A 12,961-nucleotide genomic window follows, 5' to 3' on the forward strand; every position below is an offset into this window, starting at 1 on the left:
GTGCCACGGCCCGGGTTATGCGTTTTGATAAGCTTCGATAATTTTCGCAACAAGCGGGTGGCGAACGACATCACTTTCTTCCAGATAGACGAATGAAATGCCGCGGACTTTCTCCAGTACTCTTTCAGCCGTCAAAAGGCCGGATTCCGCGCCTTTTGGCAGGTCAATCTGCGTTCTGTCCCCTGTAATCACCATTTTAGAGTGAAAACCGAGGCGCGTTAGAAACATTTTCATTTGTGCCTGTGTCGTATTCTGCGCTTCATCGAGAATGACGAACGCATCATCAAGCGTGCGCCCGCGCATATAGGCAAGCGGGGCAATTTCGATTGTTTCCCTTTCAATCAGGCGCTGTGTATGCTCCGCGCCGAGCACATCGTTTAATGCATCATAGAGCGGGCGCAAATACGGATCGACTTTTTCCTTCAAATCCCCCGGCAAAAACCCGAGGCTTTCCCCCGCTTCAACAGCTGGGCGGGTTAAAATAATCCGTTTTACCTCGCCGCTTTTTAAAGCATTCACCGCCATGACAACAGCCAAATACGTTTTCCCCGTTCCGGCCGGGCCGATGCCGAACACAAGGTCATGATGGCGGATTGCCTGGATATAGTCGCGCTGCCCGAATGTCTTGATCCGGATCGCTTTCCCTTTCGCATTCCGGGCAATTTCTTCTTCGTACAGGCTTGCCAAATATTCAAGATGGCCCTTTTTTTCCATTTCGACAGCGTAAAGCACATCGCGCCCGCTGATCGGGATGCCTTTTTTAATCAAACCAAGCAGTTCGGACATGACGGCGATCACCCTTTGTGCCGCATCTTCTTTGCCGCTTGCCTGGATCGTTTCGCCGCGGGTGAGGATGTGGACCCCGTAGGCATCCTCAAGCATTTTCAAATGATGGTCGGAAATGCCGAATAAAAGCACTGCTTCGTTTGTATTCTCCAATTGAAGTTTTGCCGTACTTTCTTCTGTCATTCTAAGTCTCCTTGAGCAATTGGTTTTGCGATTGCGATATTTTCTACTACTTCATAATAAATCATCATTTTTAATGTACCATTGCGGACATGTTCTTGCAAAACATATTCATCCGTAACGGTTGCTTCTTTTGGCAGTTTTTTGTGCAAATCCTGCCTTGCTAATTTTTTTGCTTCTGCTTCGGCCTCTTTTTTGGTATAATTTCTGTCCCGCTCTTCTTTCTCACGGACCGTTTCCCTGATAAAGCGGATCGGCAATGTCCATTTTAAAAACTTGACTTTTTCTGCTTCTTCCGATGTCCGGTACTGTTTAAAACGGGGGTTCCGGAAGCCCCATACGTGCAGCTTCATCGACCCGATTCCAATATAATATTTTTGGGCTGCATTGCCGGTGTAGACTTGAAAACGAGAGGAAAGCGGAAGTTCAACCGCCGTTTTATACCACGTTTTTCCGTATACTTTCCCTTTGGCTGCCACAGGGTATTTTTCTTTATCATTCCCAATGACACCGGAAACAAGCAGCTGGCCTTTTTTCACATACTGGTTAATTTTTACAACCGGCTTACCTTTTTCAACAAACATATTTTCCACCACTGCTTTCTGTGAAGCGACAAGATGCTGTGGGCCCGGATGTTTCACCGGTTCCGGCATGTTTTTCTCCACAACGGTAAAATGATAGGTTGTCCCGCGCAGCTCCACGCCGACCCATGTCACGTCCGGAAGATTGTTTGTCAGCTTGCGCTGGATGGTTTCAATATCATCGAGAAAAAACTGTGAATGCCCTGTTTGAATACCCAGTTTGTCCAATTGTTTGCGGATTTCGTGCTCGGTTTTTGGTGTTGCACCTTTGATCTCCACGCCCCAAACCATGTTGGAAAGCACCGTGATCACGGCAAGAAAGAGAAAAAAACCGAACAGGAATCCGGCGTTTTTCAGCGTCCTTTTCCATAAAAAAGGAACGCCGCGCCCCCTTAAAAAGCGGACATGCAAATCTTGTCCCCTTACTGCTTTTCTGAGCTGGTGAATGTCTGAAAGGCGCAATTCGAACGTGACGGCCATAGTGCCCTGCCGCCTGACATTCCAAACAGCGAGGCCGGCCCTTGTCAGCTGGTTGATAAAACGTTCGATCCCTTTTCCCTCAATTTTTACAGCCACCGACCCCTGTAAAAAAGTTACCCAATGATTTTTCAACCATAGCCACCCCTATCCGTTCAAATACAACACTTCATCTATTTTGCCTTCCAGTAAAATTTCTTCGGGCAAGATCGTTTTGATGACAAAAGACCGGCCTTTGATTAACAGCTGCCCGTTTTTTAAAAGCAGCCGGACTTCTTTATCGGAAAAAGTCAAAAGGCCGCGGTGGTTCTCAACATAAATATGGATTTGACCGATCATCGTGATTCTCGGAAGGTCCATCATGACATCCTGCGGAAGGTCCATTTTTTGTGACATCCAGTTTTGCAAATGCTGCCGCCATTTTTTTGCCATAAAAAGAACCCCCTTTCATCTCATATTTATGAAACAAAAAAGGGGTTCATCACTTTATTTGCAGTTTTTTTGTCCGAAACGTCCAGGGCCGTTTGGAAACCCTCGTTTCCTGCTCAAGGATACGGCAAAGAGGCGCAAAAAACATAGCGAAAAGCCGGAAATCATAATGATTTCCGGCTTATATGAGAAAGGTCAGGATAATTGCTGCTGCACAATATTTCTCACAACCGTACCGTCAGCTCTGCCTTTTACTTTTGGCATGACGGCTCCCATGACTTTTCCGAAATCAGCTTTTGACCCGGCATGCACTTCTTCAATGGTCTGCCGGACAATTTCACGCACTTCGTCTTCAGAAAGCTGCTCCGGCAAATATGCGTTCACATATGCCAATTCGTTTTGGACTTTTTCAACAAGGTCACTGCGACCTGCATTTTTAAATTCTTGGAGGGAGTCTTTCCGTTGCTTTACTTCGCGAGAAAGGACTGTTAACTCTTCATCATTCGTCAAACCGTCTTTTCCGAGCCTGATCGCTTCGTTTTGAACAGCTGCCTTAAGCATACGAATTACGGAGAGTCTTTCTTTATCTTTGTTCTTCATCGCTTGCTTCATATCGCTATTTAAACGCTCGAGAAGACTCATCATTCCACCCTCTCTTACCACTTACGTTTTTTAGCAGCTTTTCTAGCAGCTTCTGATTTCTTTTTGCGTCTTACGCTTGGTTTTTCGTAAAATTCGCGCTTTCTATATTCCTGTAAAGTTCCGGTTTTCGAAACAGTACGTTTAAAGCGGCGAAGCGCATCATCAAGCGACTCGTTTTTTCGAACGACAGTTTTAGACATTTCTTTCCCTCCCTCCGAACACAAACGGTTACATGTCAGGTTGAGCAACCCGTGCACTTTATTATTATATAATATCCTCCATAACCGGTCAACATTTGCGCCTTGTCTTTCGTGATTTGGCTTTTGCTTATTTGCCCCGCCTGTTCCTCCTTTTGGTATAATAGAGATCAAAGATGGATGGAAACGATTGGAGGGAGACGATGAATCAACAGGAGACGCTACATATCATTGTTTCAGGAAGGGTGCAGGGCGTCGGCTTCCGCTACCACACCCAATTTTTGGCAAAACAATACAATATATGCGGGTGGGTCCGCAACAAAGACGATGGCACTGTCGAAGTGATGGCGCAAGGCGAGAAAAAAGAGATGGAACAATTTATCCGCGGGCTGAAAAAAGGGCCGTCGCGCTTTGCAAAAGTAACCGGAATGGATATTGACTATTTACAGCAACAAGAACAGTACCGTGATTTTCGTGTGTTGTATTAAATGAATTCCCAAATAAAAAGGCATGTTCCTTCTCCCCTTTCCATATGATCATACGGGGGGAAGGACATGCTTTATTTACTTTCATTTCTTTTGTTAACGGTGACGTTTTTATTCGGCATTCACCGGCTGCGGACCGGGCTGTTTGCCTTATCCGGCGGCCATGCCGGAAACATGCTGAAAAAACTGGCAGGCCGGCCGCTGTCCGCGATGCTGTTCGGGATGGTTTTGACGGCGCTTTTACAAAGCAGCTCCGCCGTGATGGTCATCACTGTCGGGCTCGTTTCTGCCGGAATGCTGACGTTTTCGCAATCGATCGGAATCATTTTGGGCACAAATATTGGCACGACTTTCACACTTGAATTGCTGACATTTGACTTCTCCTCTTTGAGCCTGCCTTTTTTGGGGGCAGGGGCAGTTTTCTATTTTTTCGGAAAAGGCCGCGTCAAAAGCGCCGGGATGATTCTGTTCGGCCTCTCGCTTGTGTTCGGGGCGATGCGCGGATTTGAGCAGCTTGCCGTGCCGGTATCAAAAACCGCTTTTGTCCAGCATTTGTTTACCGTTTTAAATACCCACCTCTTGTCCGCTTTCTTACTCGGAATCTTGCTTTCTGCAGCGATCCAGTCTAGCACCGTGACGATCGGGATGGCGATGGGTTTTCTTGCAGCCGGGGTATTCCCGCTTGAAACCGGGATTAGCATCATGCTCGGGGCCAATATTGGGACATGTATCACCGGTCTTCTGGCAAGCATCGGGGCCGGAGAGGAAGCAAGGCTGACGGCATTTACCCATGTCTGGCTGAATGCCGGAGGGGCGCTTGTGTTTTTGCCTTTCCTCCATGTGCTCGCGGACACCTGCCGGATGCTGTCGGCTAATCCGGAACAGCAGCTTGCCCATGCAAGCCTATTGTTTAATCTTCTATCCTCACTGGCTGTTTTGCCCTTTTCCGAAAGATTTGGCCGGTTTATCATCGCTTTTCATGGAAAAAAATAAACAACCGGGCCCAAAGCCCGGTTGTTTTTGCCATATGCTTTAAAGGATGGGCATTTTATCCGAAAGCTGCCCCGGCCTCTTAAACGCCATTCTGTTTGTGGGGGGCTGCCTTTATATCGGGCACGCCTTTTCGGGCAAACAGGCCCATCTTGTTTTTCGTTACATGGCTTCGTTTACGGCCGGCATGACATCGTCCATCACTCTGACGAACTGTGCTTCATTATAAGGATACCCGGCTTTTGTAATTTTCACTTTGACGAGTTTTCCAACCATATCCGGGGTGGCCGGGAAAACGACTTTCAGGTAATTATCTGTATAGCCTTCGTACAGCCCGCTTTCCGGATCTTCTTTGAACGGCTCTTCCGGAATGACTTCAAGCACCTCGTTTTCAAATTGGGATGCATATTCTTTTGCCAGCTGGTCGCTTAATGCAATCATGCGATGGACACGTTCATTTTTGATTTCTTCATCAATCTGGTCCTTCATTCTGGCAGCAGGCGTGCCTGTCCTAGGCGAGTACGGGAAAACATGGAGTTCCGCAAACCGGTGTTCTTTTATGAAATTGTATGTTTCCATAAACTCTTCTTCCGTTTCACCCGGGAAGCCGACGATGACATCAGAAGTCAGTGCAAGACCCGGCAATGCTTCTTTCAATTTGGTAATCCGTTCCGCGAACTGGTCCATCGTATATTTTCGGCGCATTCTTTTCAGCACCGTGTCAGAACCGGACTGGATCGGAACATGCATATGGCGGACAACGACTTTCGAATGTTTAATCACGTCAATCACTTCATCCGTCAGCTGGCTGGCTTCAATGGACGAAATGCGGACGCGTTTCAGCCCCTGCACTTTTTCCTCCAGGTCCTTTAGCAGCATTGCAAGATTGTAATCTTTTAAGTCCTGGCCGTAGCCGCCCGTATGAATGCCGGTTAAAACCAGTTCTTTATAGCCTGCATTGACAAGCTTTTGGGCTTGCGCGATGACCTTTTCGGGATCTCTTGACCGCATCAGGCCGCGTGCCCACGGGATGATGCAAAATGTGCAGAAATTGTTGCAGCCTTCCTGGATTTTCAAGGAAGCCCGGTGCCGGTCGGTAAAATACGGCACTTCCATTTCTTCATACACACGGTTTTTCATAATATTTTTCACAGCATTGACCGGTTTGCGCTCTTTCAGGTACTGTTCAATATACCCAAGCATTTTGGTACGGTCCTGTGTGCCGACAACGACATCGACACCGGGAATTTCGAGGATCTCGCCCGGCGAGGTTTGCGCATAACAGCCGGTCACGCAAACGACGGCGTCCGGGTTTTGTCGGACTGCCCGGCGGATGATCTGACGGCTCTTTTTGTCTCCTGTATTGGTGACCGTACAGGTATTGATCACGTAGACATCGGCATTCGTTTCAAAGTCGGTTCTTTCATAGCCCGCTTTTTTAAACAGCTGCCACATGGCTTCCGTCTCATAATGGTTCACTTTGCATCCTAATGTATGGAATGCTACGGTTGACATCCTCTTCACCTCATTAATTCAAAATGGTAACTTATGGCAGAAAGTACATATAAAGGCGCCGTCTCCGCCCGCAAAATGCGCGGACCTAAGCCGCAGGATACAAATCCGGCTGCTTCAAGCTTTTTGATTTCATCAAGGGACAGGCCCCCTTCCGGCCCGAAAACGGCCAGTACATTGCCGCCTTCCGACATGTTTGACAACATTTCCGCAAACCGGTGCTGTTCCCCTTCTTTTGCATTTTCTTCAAAAGCAACCAGCTTATATTGATATGTATGGCTTTCTTCGATCAGCTGCTGGAAAGAAACAGGGGGGCTGACTTTAGGCAAGTGGCTGCGGTGCGACTGTTCTGCGGCTTCCCGGGCAATCTTTTGCCAGCGTTCGCGTTTTTTTGCTTCTTTCTTTGTGTCCCATTTTACAACGGATCTTTCTGCAAGGAAAGGCAAAAATTGAAAGGCGCCGAGCTCTGTTCCCTTTTGGATGATCCATTCCAGTTTATCCGCTTTCGGGAGTCCGCATGATACCGTCACATGGACCGGAAGCTCTTTTACAGCGGTTTCCCATCCGGTAATCCGGGCCACAACGGCATCACCTGTAATCTCCCCGATTTCACAAATGCACACCTTTTCATCTGAAAATACACCATAGAAGCGGCTTCCGACGGACATTCTCATGACGCGCGCGATATGATGGTAATTTTCGCCACTCAGGCGGATTTCCTGCTCACCGCGATACGGCCGATCCAAAAAATAACGCTGCATGGCCAATCACCCGCGCTTTGCGATGAGCGCAACCCAGTCTTCCATGACCATCGTTTCTTCAATGATGAAGCCGGCAGAAGTGAGTGCGTCCACGACAAGGTCCTTTTTTTGCCGGATAATTCCGGAAGCAATAAAATGGCCGCCCGGTTTGACATGTCCGAATGCGTCTTCAGCAAAACGGGCGATCACTTCAGCAAGAATATTGGCCACCATCACATCGGCTTGTTCGTTTACGCCCTTCAACAGATCATTTTGTTTGACGGTTACCCGGTTTTGGACTTTATTGAGTTTCACATTGAGCGTAGCCGCCCGAACCGCCACCTCGTCCAGATCAAGTGCAAGCACCCGCTCTGCTCCAAGCATGGCGCTGGCAATGCTTAACACGCCGGAACCGGTGCCGACATCCATCACCGAGTCGCCCGGTTTTACCGTTCGTTCCAATGCCTGAATGCACATGACCGTGGTCGGATGGGTGCCGGTGCCGAACGCCATGCCGGGGTCCAGTTCAATGATCAGCTCATCGCTTGATACCGGCTCATAATTTTCCCACGTCGGCACAATCGTAAATTTTTCGGATATTTTCACGGGATTGTAGTATTTTTTCCATGCCGTTGCCCATTCTTCTTCATGCACTTCGCTGATCGTCACCTTGTTCGGGCCGATATCAATATCAAAAGTGGTCAGATTGGTAATCGCCTGTTTAATTTCCTCGACAGTTTCACCTAAAAAGCTGTTCACAGGCAGATAGGCTTTAATGATGACCCCTTCTTCCGGAAAATCGTCCGGATCCAGTTCATAAATTTCACCGTACTGGTCGTCGTGCTCTTTCAGCAGCTCATCCGAGTCCTCGATCACAATCCCGCCGGCGCCCGCTTCATATAAAATATTCGAAATCGGCTCCACCGCTTCATTCGTGGTGTGAATCATAATTTCCGACCATTTCATGAACGCCTCACTCCATTCCTGTTTAGTCCCCTTTAAATGCCCGTTTCATTTTGTCAAAAAAATTGCTGCTTTGTTCATCCGGGACCTCTCCGCTCACTTCGGCGAATTCACGCAATAGTTGTTTTTGCCGTTCGGTGAGCTTCGTCGGGGTGACAATTCTCGTGATGACATGCTGGTCGCCGGTGCCGTGCCCATGGACGTTTGGCACGCCTTTCCCGCGCAGCCTGAATTTCGTGCCGGATTGTGTGCCGGCCGGAATTTTTAATTTAACTTTCCCGTGCAACGTCGGCACTTCGATTTCGTCGCCTAAAGCAGCCTGGGTAAAAGCAATCGGGATTTCGCAGTAGATGTCATCGCCGTCCCGTTCGAACAGTTCATGCGGCCGGACATGGAAAATAATGTACAGGTCGCCGGCCGGTCCGCCGTTTATGCCCGGTTCACCCTGGCCTGCAACGCGGAGCTGCTGCCCGTCATCGATGCCGGCCGGAATTTTGACATGAATTTTGCGGCGCTTTTTCACTCTTCCGGTACCACCGCAAGTTTTGCATTTGTCTGTAATGATCTTGCCTGTACCGCCGCAGTAATGGCATACCCTGCGGTTTACAATCCGACCGAATGGTGTCGATTGCTCGGTATTGAGCTGGCCGGTTCCGTGACAGTGCGGGCATTCTTTCGGATGCGTTCCCGGTTTTGCCCCGGTTCCGTGGCAGGTGTCACAAGTTTCCTCGCGCGGAATCCGGATGTCCGTCTCTTTCCCGAACACCGCTTCCTCAAATTCAAGCGTCATCGTATATTGCAAATCAGCCCCCTGCCTTGGCGCATTCGGGTCATTTCTTCTGCCACCGCCAAAGAAAGTGCTGAAAATATCTTCAAAACCGAAACTGTCAAAATCCGAGCTGCTGAATCCGCCAAAACCGTTTCCGCCCCCGAAGCCCTGGTTCGGCCCTGCATGCCCAAACTGGTCATATTGAGCGCGTTTCTGGTCATCGCTCAACACTTCGTACGCTTCCTGGATTTCCTTGAATTTTTCTGCAGCATCAGGCGCTTTGTTAATATCCGGGTGGTATTTTTTGGAAAGCTTGCGGTACGCTTTTTTTATCTCGTCTTTCGATGCATCTTTCGCGACGCCCAACACTTCATAGTAATCCCGTTTACTCATTTCTTCTCACTCCCGAAACGTTCACATAAAGGTAATTGTAGCATTCGCATAAGAAAAAAGTCAAAGCCGAGAATAGACCAGACTTTGACTTTTTTCCTGACTCATGCTGAAATGGGCCGTATTGTTTTATCGTTATTTTTTATTATCATCGACTTCTTCAAAATCAGCGTCGACAACATTGTCATCTTTTTTTCCGTCTCCCCCGGCATCCGTGTTTTGCTGCTGTTGTGCCGCCTGCTGATACAGCTTGACGGACAAGTCTTGGACGATTTCCTGCAGCGCATCTTTTTTCTGCCTGATTTCATTGAGATCGTTCTTCTCAATGGCCGCTTTTAATTCGTCTTTTGCTTTTTCGGCTTTGGAAATTTCAGATGCGTCCACTTTTCCTTCCAGTTCTTTCAATGTTTTTTCAGCAGTGAATACAAGCTGGTCGGCTTCATTGCGGAGTTCCGCTTCTTCTTTGCGCTTCTTGTCTTTTTCGGCGTTCGCTTCCGCTTCTTTTACCATCCGTTCGATTTCTTCATCGGACAAAGTGGTGGACGATTTGATCGTAATCTTTTGCTGTTTGCCAGTGCCAAGGTCTTTTGCGCTGACATTGACAATCCCGTTTTTATCAATATCAAACGTAACTTCGATTTGCGGAATGCCGCGCGGTGCCGGCGGAATATCGGTCAATTGGAAACGGCCGAGCGTTTTGTTGTCGGCAGCCATCGGGCGTTCGCCCTGCAGGACATGAATGTCAACGGCTGTCTGGTTATCCGCTGCAGTTGAAAAGATTTGCGATTTTGAAGTCGGGATCGTTGTGTTGCGCTCAATCAATTTCGTGAACACGCCGCCCATTGTTTCAATTCCGAGCGACAGCGGCGTAACGTCGAGAAGCACGACGTCTTTCACATCCCCGGTCAATACGCCGCCTTGGATTGCGGCACCCATCGCCACGACTTCATCCGGGTTGACACCCTTATGCGGTTCTTTCCCGATTTCTTTGCGGATCGCTTCCTGAACGGCCGGAATCCGGGTTGAGCCACCGACTAAGATGACTTTATCGATGTCATTCGCCGTGAGCCCTGCATCCTGCAACGCCTGGCGTGTCGGGCCCATTGTCCGTTCAACAAGGTCTGCCGTCAGTTCGTCGAATTTCGCACGGGTTAACGTCATTTCCAGGTGGAGCGGGCCTGATTCCCCTGCTGTAATAAACGGCAGCGAGATTTGGGTGGAAGTGACCCCTGACAAATCTTTTTTCGCTTTTTCAGCCGCATCTTTTAAACGCTGGAGCGCCATTTTGTCTTTCGACAGGTCGATGCCGTGTTCTTTCTTAAATTCACTGACAAGGTAATCGATGATGGCCTGGTCGAAGTCGTCGCCGCCGAGATGGTTGTCACCGGCTGTCGCGTGCACTTCAAAGACGCCGTCGCCGAGTTCAAGGATGGAGACGTCAAATGTACCACCGCCAAGGTCAAATACAAGGATGGTCTGGTCTTCATCCGTTTTATCAAGGCCGTATGCCAGCGCTGCGGCAGTCGGTTCGTTGATAATCCGTTCGACTTCAAGCCCGGCAATTTTCCCGGCGTCTTTCGTTGCTTGGCGCTGGGCATCATTGAAATAAGCAGGGACCGTAATGACCGCTTTTTCGACTTTTTCGCCCAGATAATCTTCCGCATACGATTTCAAGTATTGCAGAATCATGGCGGAAATTTCCTGTGGCGTATATTCTTTTCCTTCCGCCGTGACTTTGTGTGTCGTGCCCATATGGCGTTTGATCGAGATAATCGTATTCGGATTTGTGATCGCCTGGCGTTTGGCGACTTCCCCTACCTGGCGTTCCCCGTTTTTAAAAGCGACAACAGACGGTGTTGTCCTGCCTCCTTCCGGGTTCGGAATGACTTTCGGTTCGCCGCCTTCCAAAACTGCGACACATGAGTTCGTCGTACCTAAGTCAATGCCGATAATTTTGCTCATGATAATGCCTCCCTTAAAAATTATGTAAAGCGCGTTACTCGTTCACTTTCACCATGGACGGGCGGATCACCCTGTCTTTTAACATGTACCCTTTTTGGAATTCCTCGATCACAACATTGGACGCAGTGCCTTCTTCCTGCCCCTGCATGATCGCCTGGTGATAGTGCGGGTCGAATTCTTTCCCGAGTGCTTCAATCGGTTCTGCGCCTTCTTTTTTCAGCGCCTCCAAAATGCTGCGGTAGACCATTTCCATCCCGTCCAGCAACTGGGCCGTATGTTCATTTTTTTCAGCCATGGACAGCGCGCGTTCAAAATTGTCAAGCGCCGGCAGCAGGTTCACAATCAGATCCTGTGCCCTGTATTTCTCGGCTGCTTCGCGGTCCAGATTTACGCGGCGCCTGTAATTGTCAAAATCTGCGCGCAGGCGGAGATAACGGTTTTCAGCCTGATCGAGCTCATTCCGCAATTTCTCAATCTCCTCTTTTGCTTTATTCAGTTCTTCAGCGGCATTTTCGGTTTCAGGCTTCTCCGCCTTTTCCGCTCCATTACCTTCGCCCTCTGGCGGCGCCTGCTGATTTTCCGTATCTTTTTCTTCCGCAAAAACGGATTCAATTTGTCCTTCTTTCACTTCATCCGAAGCCCGTTTTTGTTCGTCTTTCACTTCTTCTGAAGCACGTTTGTTTTGTTCGTCTGCCATGAGCGTTCACCCCCTTTAAAATGAGACGGGCATAAAAAAGTCCAGTAAGAAAGGACTTAAAGCATGTGCTTTTGCGCTTTAAGCCTCCCTACCCAATATGCCCGTATTGCCTATCCGTCATACAGTTTCGTCAAGGCGTTGGTCATATCATTACTCAAGAAATCCACTATGCTGATGACGCGTGAATATTCCATGCGCGTAGGGCCCAAAATTGCAATTTTGCCGACCGGCTGGTTACCGATCGAATAGGTGGCTGTAATCATGCTGCAATCTGCCATCTCGGAAATCTGGTTTTCTTTCCCGATTTTTACGTGAATGCCGCTCGGCACGCGTTTGACCAGGTCATAAAAACTGTCTTCCCGTTCTATCATATCAAGAAGGGGACGGACTTTCTCAAGGTCATGGAACTCCGGCTGGTTCAAAATATTGGCTTTCCCGCCGACAAAAATTTTATCATGCCGGTTTTCGTTGAACATGCTGATTACGGTCTTCAGGATCGATTCATAGTTTTCAGTATGGCTGCGCAAAATGTCAGCGACTTCTTTATATATTTTATCCCTTAAATCCGGAATCGGCACATTGGCCAGCCGCTCGTTAAAAATATTGACCATTTTTTCAAGTTCGCCCGGGCGGAATCCTTCCGGCAGCGAAATCGTCTTGTTCTCCACGCGGCCGGTATCGGTAATCATAATGGCAACCGCCGTTTTTTCATTCAGCGGGACGATCTGCATATTTTTCAGTTTCGTATCTTTGACTTCCGGGCCAAGCAGAATCGCCGTGTAGTTCGTCATTTCGGAAAGGATTTGGGCAGACTTTTTCACAAGCTCTTCCATTTCGTCTATTTTTTCGGCAAAAATCGAATGAAGCTGCGATATGTCTGCCGGTCCCAGTTTTTGTGGCGACAGAAGATGATCGACGTAATAACGGTACCCTTTTTCAGAAGGTACCCTGCCGGATGACGTATGTGTTTTTTCAATAAACCCAAGTTCCTCAAGATCTGCCATTTCATTCCGGATCGTAGCGGAACTGAAGGAAATGCCGTTTTTCTTGGAAAGCGTCCTGGAACCTACCGGCTGGGCGGAACGAATAAAGTCATCAATGATCACTTGCAAAATCAACAGCTGACGATCAGTTAACAACTTCCATCACCCCTGTTAGCAC

At 48.5% G+C, this 12,961-nt stretch carries 14 protein-coding genes; 2 read left to right on the forward strand and 12 right to left on the reverse strand.

Features of this window, described 5'->3' with window-relative positions; all coding sequences use genetic code 11:
• Window positions 1-15: 15 nt before the first annotated feature.
• The 5 genes from NSS95_RS09075 to rpsU form a co-directional block, all read right to left on the reverse strand.
• Window positions 16-969: a PhoH family protein gene (locus NSS95_RS09075; protein ID WP_026683228.1), complete on the reverse strand. Its 954-nt coding sequence runs from the start codon at window positions 967-969 to the stop codon at window positions 16-18.
• Window positions 966-2,159 carry a sporulation protein YqfD gene (gene yqfD, locus NSS95_RS09080; protein ID WP_014097980.1) on the reverse strand — a complete coding sequence of 398 codons (1,194 nt, stop codon included), beginning with the start codon at window positions 2,157-2,159 and terminating at the stop codon, window positions 966-968. The genes NSS95_RS09075 and yqfD overlap by 4 nt, the downstream gene beginning before the upstream one ends.
• A 12-nt stretch (window positions 2,160-2,171) precedes the next feature.
• Complete coding sequence (gene yqfC / locus NSS95_RS09085) at window positions 2,172-2,456, reverse strand: sporulation protein YqfC (protein WP_013859690.1); 285 nt, start codon at window positions 2,454-2,456, stop codon at window positions 2,172-2,174.
• Window positions 2,457-2,648: 192 nt separating this feature from the next.
• Window positions 2,649-3,095 carry a GatB/YqeY domain-containing protein gene (locus NSS95_RS09090; protein ID WP_026104524.1) on the reverse strand — a complete coding sequence of 149 codons (447 nt, stop codon included), beginning with the start codon at window positions 3,093-3,095 and terminating at the stop codon, window positions 2,649-2,651.
• Between the two features lie 14 nt (window positions 3,096-3,109).
• Window positions 3,110-3,295, reverse strand: coding sequence for a 30S ribosomal protein S21 (gene rpsU / locus NSS95_RS09095; RefSeq protein WP_014097977.1), 186 nt, complete (start codon window positions 3,293-3,295; stop codon window positions 3,110-3,112).
• Between the two features lie 200 nt (window positions 3,296-3,495).
• Between rpsU and NSS95_RS09100 the strand changes: the two genes are divergently transcribed.
• Window positions 3,496-3,780 carry an acylphosphatase gene (locus NSS95_RS09100; protein ID WP_017550558.1) on the forward strand — a complete coding sequence of 95 codons (285 nt, stop codon included), beginning with the start codon at window positions 3,496-3,498 and terminating at the stop codon, window positions 3,778-3,780.
• A 66-nt stretch (window positions 3,781-3,846) separates the two neighbouring features.
• Window positions 3,847-4,770 carry a Na/Pi symporter gene (locus tag NSS95_RS09105; protein WP_017550559.1) on the forward strand — a complete coding sequence of 308 codons (924 nt, stop codon included), beginning with the start codon at window positions 3,847-3,849 and terminating at the stop codon, window positions 4,768-4,770.
• Window positions 4,771-4,929: 159 nt separating this feature from the next.
• Here the strand turns inward: NSS95_RS09105 and mtaB are convergent, their stop codons facing one another.
• The 7 genes from mtaB to hrcA form a co-directional block, all read right to left on the reverse strand.
• Window positions 4,930-6,282 carry a tRNA (N(6)-L-threonylcarbamoyladenosine(37)-C(2))-methylthiotransferase MtaB gene (gene mtaB, locus NSS95_RS09110; RefSeq protein ID WP_017550560.1) on the reverse strand — a complete coding sequence of 451 codons (1,353 nt, stop codon included), beginning with the start codon at window positions 6,280-6,282 and terminating at the stop codon, window positions 4,930-4,932.
• A 5-nt stretch (window positions 6,283-6,287) separates the two neighbouring features.
• Complete coding sequence (locus NSS95_RS09115) at window positions 6,288-7,040, reverse strand: 16S rRNA (uracil(1498)-N(3))-methyltransferase (protein WP_017550561.1); 753 nt, start codon at window positions 7,038-7,040, stop codon at window positions 6,288-6,290.
• Window positions 7,041-7,046: 6 nt separating this feature from the next.
• Window positions 7,047-7,985, reverse strand: a complete 939-nt coding sequence (gene prmA, locus NSS95_RS09120) for a 50S ribosomal protein L11 methyltransferase (RefSeq protein ID WP_014097972.1) — start codon at window positions 7,983-7,985, stop codon at window positions 7,047-7,049.
• 22 nt (window positions 7,986-8,007) lie between these two features.
• Window positions 8,008-9,144: a molecular chaperone DnaJ gene (gene dnaJ / locus NSS95_RS09125; protein ID WP_014097971.1), complete on the reverse strand. Its 1,137-nt coding sequence runs from the start codon at window positions 9,142-9,144 to the stop codon at window positions 8,008-8,010.
• Between the two features lie 132 nt (window positions 9,145-9,276).
• Window positions 9,277-11,103: a molecular chaperone DnaK gene (gene dnaK / locus NSS95_RS09130; protein ID WP_014097970.1), complete on the reverse strand. Its 1,827-nt coding sequence runs from the start codon at window positions 11,101-11,103 to the stop codon at window positions 9,277-9,279.
• Window positions 11,104-11,137: 34 nt separating this feature from the next.
• Window positions 11,138-11,800, reverse strand: a complete 663-nt coding sequence (grpE, locus tag NSS95_RS09135; protein WP_017550562.1) for a nucleotide exchange factor GrpE — start codon at window positions 11,798-11,800, stop codon at window positions 11,138-11,140.
• 110 nt (window positions 11,801-11,910) lie between these two features.
• Entirely contained in the window at window positions 11,911-12,939 is a 1,029-nt protein-coding gene (hrcA, locus tag NSS95_RS09140; RefSeq protein ID WP_014097968.1) for a heat-inducible transcriptional repressor HrcA, read from the reverse strand.
• Window positions 12,940-12,961: the final 22 nt, after the last annotated feature.

The organism is Weizmannia sp. FSL K6-3076 (assembly GCF_038007245.1).
Classification (GTDB): Bacteria; Bacillota; Bacilli; order Bacillales; family Bacillaceae_C; genus Weizmannia; species Weizmannia faecalis.

Bases quoted from the DNA above. Each gene is read 5' to 3' on its own strand.
- grpE (WP_017550562.1), bottom strand. From the start codon at position 11,800: ATGGCAGACGAACAAAACAAACGTGCTTCAGAAGAAGTGAAAGACGAA.
- prmA (WP_014097972.1), bottom strand. From the start codon at position 7,985: ATGAAATGGTCGGAAATTATGATTCACACCACGAATGAAGCGGTGGAG.
- NSS95_RS09090 (WP_026104524.1), bottom strand. From the start codon at position 3,095: ATGAGTCTTCTCGAGCGTTTAAATAGCGATATGAAGCAAGCGATGAAG.
- NSS95_RS09105 (WP_017550559.1), top strand. From the start codon at position 3,847: ATGCTTTATTTACTTTCATTTCTTTTGTTAACGGTGACGTTTTTATTC.
- dnaJ (WP_014097971.1), bottom strand. From the start codon at position 9,144: ATGAGTAAACGGGATTACTATGAAGTGTTGGGCGTCGCGAAAGATGCA.
- yqfC (WP_013859690.1), bottom strand. From the start codon at position 2,456: ATGGCAAAAAAATGGCGGCAGCATTTGCAAAACTGGATGTCACAAAAA.
- dnaK (WP_014097970.1), bottom strand. From the start codon at position 11,103: ATGAGCAAAATTATCGGCATTGACTTAGGTACGACGAACTCATGTGTC.
- rpsU (WP_014097977.1), bottom strand. From the start codon at position 3,295: ATGTCTAAAACTGTCGTTCGAAAAAACGAGTCGCTTGATGATGCGCTT.
- NSS95_RS09100 (WP_017550558.1), top strand. From the start codon at position 3,496: ATGAATCAACAGGAGACGCTACATATCATTGTTTCAGGAAGGGTGCAG.
- NSS95_RS09115 (WP_017550561.1), bottom strand. From the start codon at position 7,040: ATGCAGCGTTATTTTTTGGATCGGCCGTATCGCGGTGAGCAGGAAATC.
- NSS95_RS09075 (WP_026683228.1), bottom strand. From the start codon at position 969: ATGACAGAAGAAAGTACGGCAAAACTTCAATTGGAGAATACAAACGAA.
- mtaB (WP_017550560.1), bottom strand. From the start codon at position 6,282: ATGTCAACCGTAGCATTCCATACATTAGGATGCAAAGTGAACCATTAT.